Genomic DNA, 16,448 nt, shown 5'->3' on the forward strand with positions numbered 1-16,448 from the left:
AGGGACCCGGGCGAGCACGCTCGCGGGGGGTTCTCGATGCCGCTCACTTCAGGCCTCCCGACCCGAGCCCGCTGCGCCAGAAGCGCTGCAGACCGAGGAAGGCGATGATGAGCGGAATGATCGAGAGCAGCGCGCCGACGATGACGAAGGCGCGGATCTCGGGAATCTGGCTGACCTGGCTGTTCCAGACGTAGAGTCCGAGGGTCACCGGGAACAGCCCCTCGTCGCGCAGCATGATCAGCGGGAGGAAGAAGTTGTTCCAGATGGTGACGAACTGGAACAGGAAGATCGTCACCATCGCGGGCGCCATCAGCCGGGTCGCGACGGTGAAGAAGGTGCGCGCCTCCCCGGCCCCGTCGATCCGGGCGGCTTCGACGATCTCATCCGGAACGCTGGAGGCGGCGTAGATGCGCGCGAGGTAGACGCCGAAGGGGCTCACCAGGCTCGGCAGGAAGACAGACCAGAAGGTGTTGGTCGCCCCGACCTGGCTGAACAGCAGGAACAGCGGCAGCGCGAGCGCGGTGGCCGGGACAAGCACGCCGCCGAGCACCACGTTGAAGAACGCTTCGCGACCGCGGAACCGGTACTTCGCGAGCGCGTAGCCCGCCATGGAGGCGAACAGCGTGGCGAAGGCGGCACCGGCCCCCGCGTACAGAACGCTGTTGAGCATCCACTGGAAGAAGACGCCGCCACGGTAGTCGGCGATCGCCGCCACGTTCTCGAACAGATTGAAGTCGCCGAACCAGAGCGGGTTGGTCGACGTGAAGTCGCTGCGGTCTTTGGTGGAGGCGACGAAGAGCCACCAGATCGGCACCAGGAAGTAGAAGGTGCAGATCGCCATGATGAGCATGGCGCCGGCGCGAGAGAACAGGCTCTCGCGCGGGCCACGGGCGCGGGTGGATGCGGCGGCGCTCATGAGTTGGCCCTCCGTTGGGTGAGCTTCAGAACCCCGAAGGACAGGGCGAAGGTGAAGAGTGCGAGCACGACCGAGAACGCAGCCGCCAGGTTGACGTTGGGGATCGCCGCCGTCGAGTAGATCGTGAGGTTCGGGGTGAACGTGCTGGTGACCGACGAGGTGAAGCTCTTGAACACCTGCGGCTCGGCCAGCAGCTGCAGGGTGCCGATGATCGAGAAGATCGCCGTGAGCGTGATCGCCGGGAACACCAGCGGGATCTTGATCGACCAGGCGATGCGCGCCTGCGACGCCCCGTCCAATCGGGCCGCCTCGTAGATCTCCGTCGGGATCGACAGCAGCGCCGAATAGATGATCAGCATGTTGTAGCCGACGTACACCCACGTCACGACGTTCGCGATCGCCCACAGCACCAGGTCGGCGCCGAGGAAGTCGATCTCGCTGGTGATCGCCGTGAACGGCGACAGCTTGGGCGAGTAGAGGAAGCCCCACATGATCGCCGCAACGACTCCCGGAACCGCATAGGGAGCGAAGAAAGCGAGCCGGAAGAACCGTTTGCCGGCGACCAAGGGGGAGTCGAGGAGCAGCGCGAGGAGCAGCGCCAGCCCGAGCATGATGGGCACCTGCACGATGCCGAAGGTGAGAACGCGGAGGATCGAGGCCCAGAACGCCTCATCCTGGAAGACGCGGATGTACTGCGTGAGTCCGCCGAACACCTCCGTGGCCTTGCCGAAGGTTCCCTCGCGCTCCACGGTGAGCAGCGACTGGTACACCGCGTAGCCGATGGGGATTACGTAGAACAGCGAGAACAGGATGCCGAACGGGGCGACGAAGAACACGATCGCCGCGCGCATCGACTTCGCCGTCCTGGTGCGACGGGGTCGCACGGCGGTCATGGCGGTCATGAGGCACTTCCTCCTTCGACAGGCTCGCGCACCACGCGCACCTCGCCGGCGGGCACGGCCAGGTCGCCGGCGAGGGCGTCACCGCGGAGCAGCTCGACGCCGGACGCGGGCAGCGTCACGACCGAGTCGGTGTGATTGATGACAAGTCGGTAGCGCGCGACACCGTTGGAGCGTGTCACGACCTCGACGCCCGCCGGCACGTCGACGCGGTCGACACCGGCTTCATCGACGATCCGGGCCATCAGGGCGGCGTAGTCCGGCTCATTCAGGGCCGTGGCCAGGTACCACGCAGCGCCGTCCCCGACTCGATTGCGGGTGACCGCCGGGGAGCCTGCGACGGGACCGTCGGCGAATTGCGCCATCGGCTCGGCCGTCGTCACGCGAACCTTCTCGGTCCAGATCGACGCGGTCGCGCCGTCGCTGAGCCGCACGGCCTGCTCCGGCAGCAGTGGGAAGAACTGCTCCGTCCACGCCCCGATCAGCTGCGGGAAGGCCCCGGGCGGTGTCGCGCCGCTCGGGTCCAGCCGGATGCCGTCGTCTTCGTCGACGATCCCGGAGAAGAAGGTCAGCAGCACCGTTCCGCCCGTCTCGGCGAAGTCGCGGATGACCTGCGCCGCCTCGTCGTCAACGAGGTAGAGGCAGGGGGCGACGACGAGGGCGTAGCCGTCGAGCGAGGCGCCCGGCTCGACGATGTCGACGGTGACGCCGGCGGCGCGCAGCGCGGCGTACGCGGCGTGCACCTGCTCCAGGTAGCGCACCGCCGAGGAGGGCTGCGAGTCGCCTTCGGCGGCCCACCACGACTCCCAGCTGAACACGAGCGCCGCCTGCGACTCGACGCGCGTTCCCGCGAGCTCGCCGAGCTTGCCGAGCGTCTCGCCGAGTTCGAGCGTCTCGCGCCAGACGGCGGAGTCCGTTCCCGCGTGGGGCAGCAGCGCGGAGTGGAACTTCTCGGCGCCCTTGCGCGAAGCGCGCCACTGGAAGAAGCAGATGCTGTCGGCACCGCGGGCGACATGCGACATCGAGTTGCGCAGCAGCTCACCGGGGCGCTTGGCCACGTTGTACGGCTGCCAGCTGACGGCGCTCGTCGCCTGCTCCATCAGCATCCAGGGCGCGCCCTTCGCCAGCCCCCGCGTGAGGTCGGCGGCGAATGACAGCTCCATCGTCGGATCCGGCAGCCGGTGGTCGAGGTAGTGGTCGTTGGCGACGACATCCATCTCGTCGGCCCAGCGCCAGTAGTCCTGACTGCGGATGTGGGCGGTGACCATGAAGTTAGTGGTGACGGGCCGGTCGCTGGCGGCGCGCAGAATGTCGGCCTCGCCGCGGTAGTAGTCGAGCAGCTCGTCGGAGCTGAAGCGGGCGAAGTCGAGCCGTTGGGCAGGGTTGCCCGCCGACAGCGTCATGCGCGGCGGGAGGATCTCCTCCCAGTCGCCGTAGCGCTGGCTCCAGAACGCGGTGCCCCAGGCGTCGTTGAGCGCCTCGAGCGTCGCGTAGCGGGTTTGGAGCCAGCGCCGGAAGGCCGCGGCGGACACGTCGCAGTAGCAGTGCGCGTTGTGGCAGCCGAGTTCGTTCGACACGTGCCAGAGCGCCAGCGCCGGGTGGTCGCCGTACCGGGCGGCAACGCGTTCGACGAGGCGGAAGGCGGCGGTGCGGAACGCAGGTGAACTCGGGCACCAGGCCTGACGCCCGCCGGGCCAGCGCGTGGTTCCGTCGGCGACGACGGGCAGGATCTCGGGGTGTCGACGGGTGAGCCACGCGGGCGCGGAGGCGGTGCCGGTGCCCAGGTTGACGGCGATGCCGGCCTCGTGAAGCATCCCCATGATGGTGTCGAGGTCGCGGAAGTCGAACTCGCCTTCGCGTGGCTCGAGCTGCGCCCAGCCGAAGATGTTGATGGCGACGAGACCGACGCCGGCCGCGCGCATCAGCGCGATGTCCTCGGCCCACACCTCGTCGGACCACTGCTCCGGGTTGTAGTCGCATCCCAGAAGAAGGGAGTCCGGCGACCACGCGGATGCGTGAGCAGCGGGGCGAGTGGTCACGCGTGCCTCCTTTGGCAGTCCTCCATCGCCCGGCGTTCTGTGAACGTGCACAGAAGCCGCGGCGGCCGATCCCCTGAGGTTTTCTGGGAACGTGCACAGACTAGACACACGTGCCGACAGGTGTCAACAGCTTTGCCCGACTGTGCACGAACACAGCCCCGGAAAACCGGGGCTGTGCGACCAGTAGCATGGGCGCATGAGCACCCCCGGAGATCGACCGCGTCGCGCGACGATCTTCGACGTCGCGGCCGAAGCCAATGTGTCTCGCGGCACCGTCTCCCGCGTGCTCAATGGGGAGCCCTACGTCTCCGACGCCGCCCGCGAGGCGATCGAGAAGGCCATCGCCAAGGTCGGCTACGTGCGCAACACGGCCGCACGCAATCTCGTCACCCAGCGCTCCCGCGCCATCGCGCTGATCGTGCACGAACCGCACTCGGTCTTCCTCGAAGACCCCAACATCGGCGCGATCCTGCTCGGCACCAACGAACGGCTCTCCGAAGCCGACTACCAGCTCGTCTGCCTCATCATCGGCTCGGATCGCGACAGCAGCCGGATCGCCGAGTATCTGCGCGGCGGATTCGTCGACGGCGCGGTGATCGTCTCGGCGCGCGAACACGACCCCATCACCGCCGCGATCACGCAGATCGGGCTTCCCGCGGTCTTCGTCGGGCATCCCGCGACCGCGACCGACCTGCCCTACGTGGGCATCGACAATCGCGGCGCGGCGCGCGAGATCACCCGCCGCCTGATGGACACCGGCCGACGGCGAATCGGGATGCTGGCCGCCGCGCTCGACCGCGACTCGGGAAGCGAACGGCTCGCCGGGTTCAAGGACGCCCTCGGGGACCGCTTCGACCCCGAGCTCGTCGTCGAGGTCCCCCTCTACTCGCGCGCCGATGGCGTCGCCGCCATGCGCGAGCTGATCGCCAGCGCCCCCGATCTCGACGGCGTCGTCGCCGCCTCGGACGCGATGGCCGCGGGCGCCATGGACGTGCTGCGCGAGCACGGACGACGAGTGCCCGAGGACGTGGGCATCGTCGGGTTCGATGACTCCGACTGGGCCCAGCGCTGCCAGCCCCAGCTCTCGACCGTCCGCCAGCCCGCCGACCTGCTCGGGCGCGAAGCTGCCTCGGTCGTGCTCGACCTGGTCGACGGCACCACCCCGGCGAGCATCGGCACGATGCTGCCGACCGAGATCAAGTGGCGCGGCTCCGCCTGAGCGGTGGCGAATCAGGCCTGCGCGGCGCGCTCGTCGTCGAGCTTCGCGGCGCGCTCCGCCTCGAACTTGGCGCGCTCTTCGGCCTCGATCTTGGCGGCGAAGGCGCGCTCGCTGCGGTCGGCGCGGAAGATGGCGCGAAAGACGAACCAGAACACGAGCCCGAACAGCAGCGTCGGGATCACACTGTAGATCGCGTTGGCCCAGTACTCGGTCGGCATGGCTCCAGCCTACGCGCCGAAACCGAGAGCCGAGGCGACGGCGATGACGACCAGGATCACCACGAGACCCGCGTACATCACGAACCGGGAGGTGCGTCGGTCCACGTCAGCCCTTGGCGATGATGCCGACGACGCCGGTGATGATCAGGTACAGGCCGATGCCCGCGACGATCACCCAGATCGCGATGCGGCCGAACGTGATCTTCGGCTTCTCGCCGCCGGGCTGCGGGGGCAGGTTGCTCATGGAGGAACCCTACTTGACCAGCGGGAACAGGATGGTTTCGCGGATGCCGAGACCGGTGATCGCCATCAGCAGCCGGTCGATCCCCATTCCCATGCCCATGGTCGGCGGCATGCCGTGCTCGAGAGCACGCAGGAACTCCTCGTCCAGGCGCATCGCCTCGACGTCGCCGCGCGCGGCCTGGGTGGCCTGCTCGACGAAGCGCTCGCGCTGGATGACCGGGTCGACGAGCTCGGAGTAGCCGGTGGCCAGCTCGAAGCCGCGCACGTACAGGTCCCACTTCTCGACGACGCCCGGGGTGTCGCGGTGCGCGCGCACGAGCGGCGAGGTGTCGACGGGGAAGTCCATCACGAAGGTGGGGCGCTCGAGCGAGCCCTTCACGAAGTGCTCCCACAGCTCCTCGACATACTTGCCGTGAGTGGGGAGCTTCACCTCCACCTCGACCTTCTCGGCGAGCGCCGCGAGCTCGGCAAGCGGGGTCTCCGGGGTGATCTCGACGCCGGCCGCCTCCGAGAGCGAGGCGTACATCGGCATCCGCTCCCACTCGCCGCCGAGGTCGAACTCGGTGCCATCGGCCCAGGTCACGGTCGTGGAGCCGGAGACGGCGATGGCCGCGTTCTGGATGAGCTCCTGCGTCAGGTCGGCCATCCGCTGATAGTCGCCGTAGGCCTGGTAGGCCTCGAGCATCGCGAACTCGGGGCTGTGCGTGGAGTCGGCGCCCTCGTTGCGGAAGTTGCGGTTGATCTCGAACACGCGCTCGAGCCCGCCGACGACGGCGCGCTTCAGGAACAGCTCGGGCGCGATGCGCAGGAACAGCTCGGTGTCGAACGCGTTCGAATGCGTGACGAAGGGGCGGGCCGCGGCGCCGCCGTGGATCGTCTGCAGCATCGGGGTCTCGACCTCGAGGAAGCCGTGGCTCGCGAACGTCTGGCGCAGGCTCTGGACCGTGGTGGCGCGGGCGATGACCGTGGTGCGCGCCTGCTCGCGCGCGATGAGGTCGAGATAGCGCCGACGCACGCGGGTCTCTTCGCTGAGCTCGGAGTGCAGGTTCGGCAGCGGCAGGATCGCTTTCGCGGCCATCTTCCACTCGCTCGCCATGACGCTGAGCTCACCGCGGCGGCTCGAGATCACCTCACCCGCGACGAAGACGTGGTCGCCCAGGTCGACGAGCTCCTTCCAGCTGGCCAGCGCCTCCTCGCCGACCTCGGCGAGCGAGACCATGGCCTGGATGCGACTGCCGTCGCCCGCCTGCAGCGCCGCGAAGCACAGCTTGCCGGTGTTCCGCAGGTGCACGATGCGGCCGGCGACGCCGACCGTCACGCCGGTCGAGGTGTCGGCCTCGAGCTCGGGGAACTGCGCGCGCACCTCGCCGATGGTGTGGGTGATCGGCAGCACGACCGGGTAGGCCTCACCGCCCTCGGCGAGCATCCGCTCGCGCTTGGCCAGACGGACCGCCTTCTGCTCGGCGATCTCCTCGGCACCGTTCTCCGGAGTTTCTGCGCCGGCAGCCGGCTCGGGCCCCGCAGGGCTCACGTCTGTCACAAAGATCTCCTGAGAAGCGTCACGGTCAGTTGAGGTAGATGGCGTCGTTGTCGATCAGCCGGGTCGACCCGACCTGCGCGGCGATCAGCACGCGCGCCGGGCCGCGGAAGTTGTCATCCACGGGGAGGAAGGTCGCCGGATCGACGACCTTCAGGTAGTCCAGCTTAACGAGGTCTTCATCCATGAGCACCGACTGGGATGCGGCCAGCACCGCGTCGATTCCCCGATCGCCGGCCGAGGAGGCGGCTTCGAGCGCGCGCGGCAGCGCCTTCGCCGCGTGGCGCTCTTCGGCGTTGAGGAAGCGGTTGCGGCTGGAGAGCGCGAGTCCGTCGTCGGCGCGCACGGTCTCGACGGGCACGATCCGGGTGGCGATGTTCAGGTCGGCGACCATTCGCTGAACGAGGAACAGCTGCTGCGCGTCCTTCTGGCCGAACACCGCCACGGCGGGGCGCACGATGCCGAGGAGCTTGGCGACGACGGTGAGCACGCCGTCGAAGTGGCCGGGGCGCGACCGGCCCTCGAACATGCCCGCGACGCTGCCGCCCGTGACGCGGGTGGTGGTCGCGCCGTCCGGGTACATCTCCTCCGCGCTCGGCGCGAACACGTAGGCGACACCGTGCGGCGCAAGCGTGTCGAGGTCGCTCTCCAGGTCGCGCGGGTACCGGGTGAGGTCTTCGCTCTGCCCGAACTGCATCGGGTTGACGAAGATCGAGACCACGACGGTCTCGGCCTGCCGGGTCGCTTCGGCGACGAGCTCCAGGTGCCCCTCGTGCAGGGCGCCCATCGTCGGCACCAGCGCGACCTCGCGTCCGGCGAGTGCGTCGCGGAGCGCGGCGATCGTCTCGATCACGACGGGCCTCGTCACGGTGAACCTCCCTGAGCCGGGGGCAGCCCGACGTGCATCCCCGATGCTACCGGGGCTCGTCGTCGCCCGATGCCGCCTGCAGGGCGTTCTCGACGCTCGAGCGCACCACCGAGCCGAGCACCCGTCCCGGGTTGTCGATGCCGATCTCGCGCAGGATGCCGACGGCCTGGCCGACGATCGCCGTCGAGAACTCGCTCGCCGTCGCGATCGCCTCCGCGTAGGCGGCGCGATCCTTCTCGGCGATCACCACGGGTTCGGCCCCCATCTCGACGACGAGCGCCTGGGCGATGGGAAGCACCGGGGCGGGCGCGGTGACGGCGCACCAGGACTCCCGCAGCCGGATCAGGTCGAGGCTGGTGCCGGTGAAGGCCATCGCCGGGTGGATCGCGAGCGGAATCGCCCCCGCCTGCAGCGCGGGCGCGAGCACTCCGATGCCGAGCCCGGGGGCGGTGTGCACGACGAGCTGCCCGGGCTGCCACGCCCCGACCGCGGCCAGACCGGCCACCAGATCGGGCAGCTCCCCCTCGGGCACGGCCAGCAGCACGAGCTCGCTGCGTTCGACGATCTCGGGGACGGTGAGCACCGGCACGCGGGGCAGCATCGCCTCGGCGCGGTCGCGACTGGTCTCCGAGACCGCGCTCACCCCGACCAGGGCGTGGCCCGCCCCGCCGAGGGCGACGCCCAGCACGGGGCCGACCCGCCCGGCCCCGACGATGCCGACGCCGAGACGCCCGTCACGCGCCGACGCGGTCACGCGCCGTCCCCGGCGGCGCGCCAGTGGTGGCTGCGGTCGCGTTCGGCGGCCGCGACGCCGAGCGCCGCGACGTCGCGGAAGAACCGCGCCGCATCCTCACGGTCGATCGCGCCCAGTCGGGCGGAGATCGGACCGGTGACGGTGTGCGGCTGCACGACGGCCAGGCGCAGGCGACGCGCGAGCGGGCCCTGGGTGACCGCGACGCTCTGCATGCGGGCCGCGGGAACGATCACCAGTTCGCGCCAGATCGCGCCGCGTCGCACGAGCACCGCGTCGGGAAGCAGCGCGAAGCCGTTGCGGCGCCACGAGAACCAGCGCAGCACCGCCGCGCGGCGGGGGGACGTGGTGTAACCATCGTCGGGAGTTCCGCGGTCGAGACCCGCCGAGACGCGGGACGCGACCTCCGGAGCCTCCAGGCTCGGCAGCACCAGTTGGAGCACCCGGAAGGCATCGGAGCGCGGTCCGACGGGCAGGATCGTGGTGTTCTGGCGTCCGCCCGCGCCCTGCGCAGACGAGGTTCCGGCCCGGTTGACCTTGACCTCCCACCAGTCGAAGGGGCGCCACAGCAGGGGCTGAGAGATCGAGATCGAGTGGATGCGCCCCGGCGGCAGCGTCTCGTTGGTGGTCGACAGCAGCCCGTAGCCGATTCGCACGCCGTCGGGGGTGGAGGCGACCGTGAACCGCAGCGACTTCACCAGCCGGCTGATCGAGTACGAGCCGACGGCGATCAGGCCGGGGATGAAGCCGAGCAGCACGGGCCCGAGCGCCGGCAGCACCCACAGGTCCCCGCCGACGACGATGCCGAGCACGGCGCCGACCCCCGCGAGGATCGCCAGCAGGATGAACAGCACCAGGCCACCGCTGAGGGCGGAGGAGCCGATCACCCGGCCGATCGGCATCGCGACGATCGACTCGGGCTCCGCGAGCTGCGGATCCAGCTCCGGGGCGGTCAACTCGGCGAGCCGCCGGTCGAGCAGACTCGCGTTCGCGTTTTCGGCCTCCGGTCCGGCAGGGGGCGCGGCCGCGGGCGCGACGCCGTCGATGGCGACGCCGCGCACGCCCGAGGCGAGGCGCAGGATCTCGGCGCGCAGCGCATCCGCGGTCGCGCTGCCGAGGTAGTACAGCTGCACGTTCGCGTCCTGCCCGGCGACATTCACCTCGAGCTTCGCCGCGCCGAACAGCCGGGCGATGACCGGCCGGGTGATGTTGATGCCCTGGATGCGGTCGAGGCGCCCCTTGCGGTTGGTGCGGAAGATGACACCGCTGCGGACCTCGACGACCTCGTCGGTGATGCGGAAGCTGTGCATGCGCCAGGAGAGATAGAAGCCGGCGATCAGCACCAGGAGCAGCGCTGCCACCCCGAGCAGGGCGAACACGAGATAGCCCTGCTCGACGACGAAGCCGATCGGGTCGTCATCGCCGCGCCCTGGGACGCCGACGATCCCCGGAATGATCGATTCGAAGAACTGCTCGCGGAGGTTCGCGATGACGAAGGCGAAGATCGCGATGAGCGCCACCCCGCCGCGAAGGAACGGCGTCGCCGGGTGCAGCCGGTGCCACTCGCCGTCGAGGAAGTCTTCGCGCCCGTCGCGGGCTCGACCGCGCGCGTTCACAGTCCGGCGCGACGCGACTCGGCGACGGCGACGAGGTGATCGCGCAGCGCCTCGGCGTCGGGCTCGGGCAGCCCCGGAATCGTGATGTTGCTCGATGCCGCCGCGGTCACCAGCTTCAGCTCGGCGAGGCCGAGCCCGCGGTCGAGCGGACCCCGGTTGATGTCGACGAGCTGCATCCGGCCGTAGGGCACGGCGACGAAGCGCTGAAACATGAGACCCCGACGGAACAGCAGGTCGTCATCGCGCAGCTGATAGCCGATCGAGCGCACGCGACGCGGGGTGAACGCGACCGTGAGCAGGGCGATCGCTCCGACCGTGATCGGGATCGCGGCGAGCCAGGGCAGTTGCGAGAAGAACCAGGGGAGTCCGGTGCCGACGGTCAGCACCGCACCGCCGATGAGGGTTCCCACCAGATCGACGACGAGGTACTTGGGCGAGACACGCTGCCACTCACCCGCCACCGGTTCGAGTCGAGTCGACGGGGAGTCCTGCGTTGCGTCAGTCACGAACCCACGCTATCGCGCGGGTGCGGGCCCGTCACGATCATCGTCACTGTCGGGCGGCACGGTGCACAGATGCTCGGCCACGAGGCCCGCCACCAGGAGCGCGATGCTCGCCAGCAGCATGGCCACGACGCGCAGCACCGTGTCCAGCTCCGGCGCGACCGTCCGAGTGAGAACCTCGACGAGGAATCCGGCCCCCACCCCGAGCAGGCCGGCCCCCAGGTAGGCGCTCGCCTTCGCGAACACGACCACGCGGGTGGCTCGGAACGGATCGACCGGGCGCCGCACCTCGGCGTGCGTCGCCTGCCAGATCGGCACCGCGAGCAGCACGACGAGCACGGCGATGATGACCAGCGAGAACGAGAGCGTGTACTCGGGCCGGATCTTGACCAGGCTCGCCGCGGCGAGCGCCCGCTGCACGAGGTAGCCGCCCGCCCCGGCGACGAGCGCGAGCACGAGCAGGGTTACCGGCGCGGTGCGCTTCACGAGCGGCCCTCCCCCGCGTCGAGTGCGGCGACCAGGTCGCGCACGGCGCCGTGGCCGGGCAGCACCGCATCCGGGGCGATCTCCAGCCACGGCCGCAGCACGAAGTCGCGCTCGTGCGCGCGCGGATGCGGCAGCGTCACGCGCTCCGTCTGCTGCGTGCGCTCCCCCATGGCGACGATGTCGAGGTCGAGGGTGCGATCGCCCCAGCGCTCGTCGCGCACGCGACCGTGCGCGCGCTCCACCGCGTTGAGGCGGTCGAGCAGCTCCTCCGGGCCGAGCGTCGTCGACACCAGCGCGACCGCGTTGAGATAGGCGGGGGCGCTCGGGTCGATGCCCCACGGGCGCAGGGCGGGTGTCTCGTGGAAGCTCGAGATCGCCTCGAGCTCGATGCCGGGCGTCTCCGCGATCTCCCGCAGCGCCGCGGCGAAGATCGCCTCGCGATCCCCCAGGTTGCTGCCGAGCGCGATGACGGCAGGGCCCGCGGCGGTCACGCGCGCTCCCGCTCGATCGTGACGCTCACGTCGGCGAACGGCACCGTGATCGGCGCTTCCGGCTTGTGCACGGTGACCTCGACCCGGCGCACCCGCTCGAAGGCGAGGGCCGTGTCGGCGACGCGCTCCGCGACGGTCTCGATCAGGTCGACGGGATCGCGTTCGACGGCGGCGACGACCGCCTCGGCAAGCTCGCCGTAGTGGACCGTCTGCGCGAGCTCGTCGTGGGCGGCGGCGGCGCCGAGCGGCAGCCAGACGGTCACATCGATGACGAACTCCTGGCCCTGCTCGCGCTCGTGCGCGAAGACGCCGTGGTGCGCGCGCGCCCGCAGGCCCTCCAGTCGGATGCGGTCGCCGCTCACTCCTGCGCCTCCGACCCCTCGGCGGAATCGAGGCGCTCCGAGTCCGTCTGCGCGGACCCCGCCTCGAGCTCGTCCTGCTCCGACTGCCGATCCGTCGACTCGACGGACGCCGCCTCGTCGACGCGACCGCCGCGCAGAACGCGGGTGGCCGGAGCGCCGTTCCAGGATTCGACGACGTCGAGCGCGAGCCGCGTGCCCGCGACATCGTGCACGCGCACCGCCCAGGCGCCCGCCTGCGCGGCGAGCGCACTCACGACCGCCGTCGGAACGTCGCGCAGCTCGACCGCGGCCTGCTCCGGGAAGAACTCGCCGAGGAACCGTTTGCGCGAGGCTCCGACGAGGATGCGGTGGCCGAGCGTGCCGAACTCCGGCAGCGCGCGCAGCAGCGCCCAGTTCTCCACCGCGTTCTTCGAGAATCCGAGCCCGGGGTCGATGACGACGCGCTCGGGATCGACCCCCGCCACGATCAGGGCGGCGATGCGGTCCTTCAGCTCGGTGCGCACCTCGCTCACGACGTCGCGGTACTCGGCGGGCGTCGCGGCGGGGCCGCGCGAGTGCATCGCGACATAGACGACGCCGGTCTCGGCGATCGTGCGCGGCATGTCCGGGTCGGCAAGCCCTCCCGAGACGTCATTGACCATGACGGCCCCGGCCTCGACGGCCTCCCGGGCCGTGCTGGCACGACGCGTGTCGACGCTCACCGGAACACCGCGCGCGACGAGCGCCTCGATGACGGGGAGCACGCGACGCTGCTCCTCCTCGGCACCGACAGGCTCGCTGCCGGGTCGGGTCGACTCGCCGCCGACATCGACGACGGCAGCCCCCGCGTCACGCAGCGCGAGCGCGTGGTCGAGAGCCGCCTCCGGGTCGACGTACTTGCCTCCGTCGCTGAATGAATCGGGTGTGACGTTCAGAATGCCCATGATCACGGTCATGCGGCTCCCCCTCCGATGAGGGCGAGCACGCCCGCGTGCGCTGCCGGGTCGGCGAGCTCGCCGCGCGCGGCGACGGTGACGGTGGTGGAGCCCGACTGACGCGGGCCGCGGGCCGCCACGCACTCGTGGCGCGCATCCAGCACCACCAGCACCCCGCGCGGGGCCAGCGCAGCATCGATCGTGTCGGCCAGCTCGTCGCCGAGTCGCTCCTGCAGCTGCGGCCGGGCCGCGAGCACCTCAAGCGACTGGACGAGGCGCCCCAGGCCGACGGCCCGGTCGACCGGCAGGTAGGCGACATGCGCGACACCCGAGAACGGCAGCAGGTGATGCTCGCAGATCGAGCGGAACGCGATGTCGCGCAGCATGACGAGCTCCCCCGTCTGCTGCGCGTCGAGCGCCACGGTGTCACGCAGCGGCGCGGCGGCGTCGCCGCCGACGCCGGCGAAGAACTCGGCGAACGCGTCGGCGACGTGGCGGGGCGTTCCGACGAGGCCGGGACGCGCCGGATCTTCGCCGATCGCCGACAGGAGCTCTGTCACCGCAGCCTCGATGCGCGGTCCATCAATCGGCATCGGCGCGGGCCTCACGCCGTCGCGATGCCGGGGTTCTTGCGCGGCCTCGGCGCACGGCGCTTCGGCGTGCTCTCGACCGCACCATCGGCGGCGTCCGCGTCGATCGCGGCCTTTCCGGGCACCTCGATCGGCGGGAGGTCGCTCAGCGGGCGGTCGGCGCTCGACAGCCACAGCGGACGCTCGTCGAGGCGCTTGACCTCGGCGAAGATCTCGGCCAGCTGGTTGTGGTCGAGCGTCTCCTTCTCGAGCAGCTCCTTGGCGAGGTTGTCGAGGATGTCGCGGTTGTCGTTGAGCACCTTCCACGCCTCGTCGTGCGCCTGGTCGATGAGCTTGCGCACCTCGAGGTCGACCTTCTCGGCGATCTCCTCGGAGTAGTCGCGCTGGTGGCCCATGTCGCGACCGAGGAACACCTCGCCGCTGCTGGCGCCGAGCTTGACCGCGCCGATGTCGGCGCTCATGCCGTACTCGGTGACCATCTTGCGGGCGATGCCGGTCGCCTTCTCGATGTCGTTGGAGGCGCCGGTGGTGGGGTCGTGGAACACGATCTCCTCGGCGACGCGGCCTCCCATCGCGTAGGCGAGCTGGTCGAGCAGCTCATTGCGGGTGACCGAGTACTTGTCTTCCAGCGGCAGCACCATCGTGTAGCCGAGGGCGCGACCGCGCGGCAGGATGGTGACCTTGGTCACCGGGTCGGTGTGACGCATCGCGGCGGCGGCGAGGGCGTGGCCGCCCTCGTGATACGCCGTGATCAGCTTCTCCTTGTCCTTCATGACGCGGGTGCGACGCTGCGGACCGGCCATCACGCGGTCGACCGCCTCATCCAGCGCCCGGTTGTCGATCAGCTGCGCGTTGCTGCGCGCGGTCAGCAGGGCCGCCTCGTTGAGCACGTTCGCGAGGTCGGCACCGGTGAAGCCGGGGGTCTTGCGCGCGAGCACCTCGAGGTCGACGCCCTGCGCCATCGGCTTGCCGGCGGCGTGGACGGTGAGGATCTTCTCGCGGCCCTTGAGGTCGGGAGCGTCGACGCCGATCTGGCGGTCGAAGCGGCCCGGGCGCAGCAGCGCCGGGTCGAGGATGTCGGGACGGTTGGTCGCCGCGATCAGGATGACGTTGGTCTTCGGGTCGAAGCCGTCCATCTCGACCAGCAGCTGGTTGAGGGTCTGCTCGCGCTCGTCGTGGCCGCCGCCCATGCCGGCGCCGCGGTGGCGACCGACGGCATCGATCTCGTCGACGAAGATGATCGCCGGGCTGTTCTGCTTGGCCTGCTCGAACAGGTCGCGCACGCGGCTCGCGCCGACGCCGACGAACATCTCGACGAAGTCGGATCCCGAGATCGAGTAGAACGGCACGCCCGCCTCACCGGCGACGGCGCGAGCGAGCAGGGTCTTTCCGGTTCCGGGAGGGCCGTAGAGCAGCACGCCCTTGGGGATGCGCGCGCCGACCGCCTGGAACTTCGACGGGTCCTGCAGGAAGTCCTTGATCTCGTGCAGCTCCTCCACGGCCTCCTCGGCGCCGGCGACGTCGGCGAAGGTGACCTGCGGCGTCTCCTTGGAGACGAGCTTCGCCTTCGACTTGCCGAACTGCATGACGCGGTTGCCGCCGCCCTGCATGCCCGACCACAGGAACCAGAACAGCAGACCGATGAGCAGGAACGGGAGGATGAAGCCGAGTGCGCTGAGGAAGACGTTGGTCTGCGGAACCTCGTCGGTGTACTCGGCGCCGCTCAGGTCGTTGACCGCCGCGACGACCTCATCGGCGCGCGCCTCGACGTAATAGAACTGCACGAGGGTGCCGTTGCCGTCGAAGTCGGTGCTGAGAGTCAGGTCGACGCGCTGCTCGCCGTCGACGATCTTGACCTCATCGACCGTCGAGCCCTGGAGGAGCTTCATGCCCTCCTGGGTCGTGATCTGCTGAAAGCCGGTGTTTCCGAGCAGGGAGAAGGCCAGTGCGATCGCGCCGATCCCCAAGAGGATGTAGATGATCGGCCCGCGAAAGAAGCGCTTGAGGTCCATGGTGTAGCGGGCGAAGCCCGTCGCCTCCCTTTCGAGGAATACAGACTGTCAGGCTATCGCGCGCTTTCGGGGCGGGCGCTGGATGTTCGCCGGAAGCTGACCCCAGTCAGGAGTACACGTGCGGGGCGAGCACGCCGATCGCGCGGAGGTTGCGGTAGCGCTCGGCGAAGTCGAGCCCGTAGCCGATGACGAACGCGTTCGGGATCTCGAAACCGACGTACTTGGCGTCGATCTCGACCTTGGCCGCCTCGGGCTTGCGCAGCAGCGCGAGGATCTCGAGCGAGGCCGGGTTGCGGCTCTCGAGGTTCGCCCGCAGCCAAGAGAGGGTGAGGCCCGAGTCGACGATGTCCTCGACGATGAGCACGTCGCGACCCGCGAGGTCGGTGTCGAGGTCTTTGACGATGCGGACGACGCCACTCGACTCGGTGCTGTTGCCGTAGGAGCTGACGGCCATCCAGTCCATCTCGACGTCGATCTTGAGTTCGCGCGCGAGGTCGGCCATGACCATGACGGCGCCCTTCAGCACGCCGATCAGCAGCGGCTTCTTACCCGCATAGTCGAGTTCGATCCGACGACTCAGTTCGGCGATCTTGGCGTGGATCTCTTCCTCGGTGAAAAGAACCTCGGTCAGGTCGCCTTCGATGTCACTCGTGTCCATGCGTCGAGCCTAGCCACGCACCGGCGACCGCGTGGCCCGAGCCGGGGTCGCCACAGGCCGGCGGCGTTAGGTCGAAGCGTTGCACAATTGTAAAGAGAAAAGGGGTTCTTAGCGAACGTTTACATT

18 protein-coding genes are annotated in these 16,448 nt (G+C 69.9%); 1 reads left to right on the forward strand and 17 read right to left on the reverse strand.

Annotated elements, in window-relative coordinates:
- Positions 1 to 43: 43 nt before the first annotated feature.
- The 3 genes from ACR3ZA_RS07175 to ACR3ZA_RS07185 are packed head-to-tail and all read right to left on the reverse strand — an operon-like array spanning position 44 to position 3,854.
- Complete coding sequence (locus ACR3ZA_RS07175) at positions 44 to 916, reverse strand: ABC transporter permease subunit (protein WP_473661311.1); 873 nt, start codon at positions 914 to 916, stop codon at positions 44 to 46.
- Positions 913 to 1,818 (reverse strand): ABC transporter permease subunit, encoded by a 906-nt coding sequence (locus ACR3ZA_RS07180; RefSeq protein ID WP_473661312.1) that lies wholly within the window; start codon positions 1,816 to 1,818, stop codon positions 913 to 915. The genes ACR3ZA_RS07175 and ACR3ZA_RS07180 overlap by 4 nt, the downstream gene beginning before the upstream one ends.
- Complete coding sequence (locus tag ACR3ZA_RS07185; RefSeq protein WP_473661313.1) at positions 1,815 to 3,854, reverse strand: beta-galactosidase; 2,040 nt, start codon at positions 3,852 to 3,854, stop codon at positions 1,815 to 1,817. Before ACR3ZA_RS07185 ends, ACR3ZA_RS07180 begins: the two co-directional genes overlap by 4 nt.
- Positions 3,855 to 4,050: 196 nt before the next feature.
- On the opposite strand from ACR3ZA_RS07185, the gene ACR3ZA_RS07190 reads away from it, so the two are divergent.
- On the forward strand, positions 4,051 to 5,073 hold the full coding sequence (locus ACR3ZA_RS07190) for a substrate-binding domain-containing protein (RefSeq protein WP_473661314.1): 1,023 nt from the start codon (positions 4,051 to 4,053) through the stop codon (positions 5,071 to 5,073).
- Positions 5,074 to 5,084: 11 nt separating this feature from the next.
- Here the strand turns inward: ACR3ZA_RS07190 and ACR3ZA_RS07195 are convergent, their stop codons facing one another.
- The 14 genes from ACR3ZA_RS07195 to hpt form a co-directional block, all read right to left on the reverse strand.
- Positions 5,085 to 5,291 (reverse strand): hypothetical protein, encoded by a 207-nt coding sequence (locus tag ACR3ZA_RS07195; protein ID WP_473661315.1) that lies wholly within the window; start codon positions 5,289 to 5,291, stop codon positions 5,085 to 5,087.
- Between the two features lie 106 nt (positions 5,292 to 5,397).
- The gene (locus ACR3ZA_RS07200; protein WP_473661316.1) at positions 5,398 to 5,535 is read right to left on the reverse strand and encodes a hypothetical protein; all 138 of its coding nucleotides are present in this window, start codon (positions 5,533 to 5,535) and stop codon (positions 5,398 to 5,400) included.
- A gap of 9 nt (positions 5,536 to 5,544) precedes the next feature.
- Positions 5,545 to 7,074, reverse strand: coding sequence for a lysine--tRNA ligase (gene lysS / locus ACR3ZA_RS07205; RefSeq protein WP_473661317.1), 1,530 nt, complete (start codon positions 7,072 to 7,074; stop codon positions 5,545 to 5,547).
- A 25-nt stretch (positions 7,075 to 7,099) separates the two neighbouring features.
- Entirely contained in the window at positions 7,100 to 7,939 is an 840-nt protein-coding gene (panC, locus tag ACR3ZA_RS07210; RefSeq protein ID WP_473661318.1) for a pantoate--beta-alanine ligase, read from the reverse strand.
- Between the two features lie 46 nt (positions 7,940 to 7,985).
- A complete protein-coding gene (locus ACR3ZA_RS07215) occupies positions 7,986 to 8,693 on the reverse strand; it encodes a DUF2520 domain-containing protein (RefSeq protein WP_473661319.1) in 708 nt (235 codons plus the stop codon).
- Positions 8,690 to 10,306, reverse strand: coding sequence for a PH domain-containing protein (locus ACR3ZA_RS07220; protein ID WP_473661320.1), 1,617 nt, complete (start codon positions 10,304 to 10,306; stop codon positions 8,690 to 8,692). Before ACR3ZA_RS07220 ends, ACR3ZA_RS07215 begins: the two co-directional genes overlap by 4 nt.
- Complete coding sequence (locus tag ACR3ZA_RS07225) at positions 10,303 to 10,812, reverse strand: PH domain-containing protein (RefSeq protein WP_473661321.1); 510 nt, start codon at positions 10,810 to 10,812, stop codon at positions 10,303 to 10,305. Before ACR3ZA_RS07225 ends, ACR3ZA_RS07220 begins: the two co-directional genes overlap by 4 nt.
- A 9-nt stretch (positions 10,813 to 10,821) precedes the next feature.
- Positions 10,822 to 11,295: a DUF3180 family protein gene (locus ACR3ZA_RS07230; protein ID WP_473661322.1), complete on the reverse strand. Its 474-nt coding sequence runs from the start codon at positions 11,293 to 11,295 to the stop codon at positions 10,822 to 10,824.
- Entirely contained in the window at positions 11,292 to 11,786 is a 495-nt protein-coding gene (gene folK / locus ACR3ZA_RS07235) for a 2-amino-4-hydroxy-6-hydroxymethyldihydropteridine diphosphokinase (RefSeq protein WP_473661323.1), read from the reverse strand. Before folK ends, ACR3ZA_RS07230 begins: the two co-directional genes overlap by 4 nt.
- Positions 11,783 to 12,148, reverse strand: a complete 366-nt coding sequence (gene folB / locus ACR3ZA_RS07240) for a dihydroneopterin aldolase (RefSeq protein ID WP_473661324.1) — start codon at positions 12,146 to 12,148, stop codon at positions 11,783 to 11,785. The genes folK and folB overlap by 4 nt, the downstream gene beginning before the upstream one ends.
- Complete coding sequence (gene folP / locus ACR3ZA_RS07245; RefSeq protein ID WP_473661325.1) at positions 12,145 to 13,083, reverse strand: dihydropteroate synthase; 939 nt, start codon at positions 13,081 to 13,083, stop codon at positions 12,145 to 12,147. Before folP ends, folB begins: the two co-directional genes overlap by 4 nt.
- Positions 13,080 to 13,655, reverse strand: coding sequence for a GTP cyclohydrolase I FolE (gene folE, locus ACR3ZA_RS07250; RefSeq protein ID WP_473661326.1), 576 nt, complete (start codon positions 13,653 to 13,655; stop codon positions 13,080 to 13,082). The genes folP and folE overlap by 4 nt, the downstream gene beginning before the upstream one ends.
- A gap of 11 nt (positions 13,656 to 13,666) precedes the next feature.
- Complete coding sequence (ftsH, locus tag ACR3ZA_RS07255; RefSeq protein ID WP_473661327.1) at positions 13,667 to 15,664, reverse strand: ATP-dependent zinc metalloprotease FtsH; 1,998 nt, start codon at positions 15,662 to 15,664, stop codon at positions 13,667 to 13,669.
- 106 nt (positions 15,665 to 15,770) lie between these two features.
- Entirely contained in the window at positions 15,771 to 16,322 is a 552-nt protein-coding gene (hpt, locus tag ACR3ZA_RS07260; RefSeq protein ID WP_473552360.1) for a hypoxanthine phosphoribosyltransferase, read from the reverse strand.
- Positions 16,323 to 16,448 lie beyond the last annotated feature (126 nt).

Source organism: Herbiconiux sp. J20-20, from assembly GCF_057365085.1.

Excerpts from the sequence above, each read along its gene's own strand:
- folP (WP_473661325.1), bottom strand. The coding sequence starts at position 13,083 with ATGACCGTGATCATGGGCATTCTGAACGTCACACCCGATTCATTCAGC.
- ACR3ZA_RS07180 (WP_473661312.1), bottom strand. The coding sequence starts at position 1,818 with ATGACCGCCATGACCGCCGTGCGACCCCGTCGCACCAGGACGGCGAAG.
- ftsH (WP_473661327.1), bottom strand. The coding sequence starts at position 15,664 with ATGGACCTCAAGCGCTTCTTTCGCGGGCCGATCATCTACATCCTCTTG.
- ACR3ZA_RS07200 (WP_473661316.1), bottom strand. The coding sequence starts at position 5,535 with ATGAGCAACCTGCCCCCGCAGCCCGGCGGCGAGAAGCCGAAGATCACG.
- ACR3ZA_RS07190 (WP_473661314.1), top strand. The coding sequence starts at position 4,051 with ATGAGCACCCCCGGAGATCGACCGCGTCGCGCGACGATCTTCGACGTC.
- folE (WP_473661326.1), bottom strand. The coding sequence starts at position 13,655 with ATGCCGATTGATGGACCGCGCATCGAGGCTGCGGTGACAGAGCTCCTG.
- hpt (WP_473552360.1), bottom strand. The coding sequence starts at position 16,322 with ATGGACACGAGTGACATCGAAGGCGACCTGACCGAGGTTCTTTTCACC.
- ACR3ZA_RS07195 (WP_473661315.1), bottom strand. The coding sequence starts at position 5,291 with ATGCCGACCGAGTACTGGGCCAACGCGATCTACAGTGTGATCCCGACG.
- ACR3ZA_RS07175 (WP_473661311.1), bottom strand. The coding sequence starts at position 916 with ATGAGCGCCGCCGCATCCACCCGCGCCCGTGGCCCGCGCGAGAGCCTG.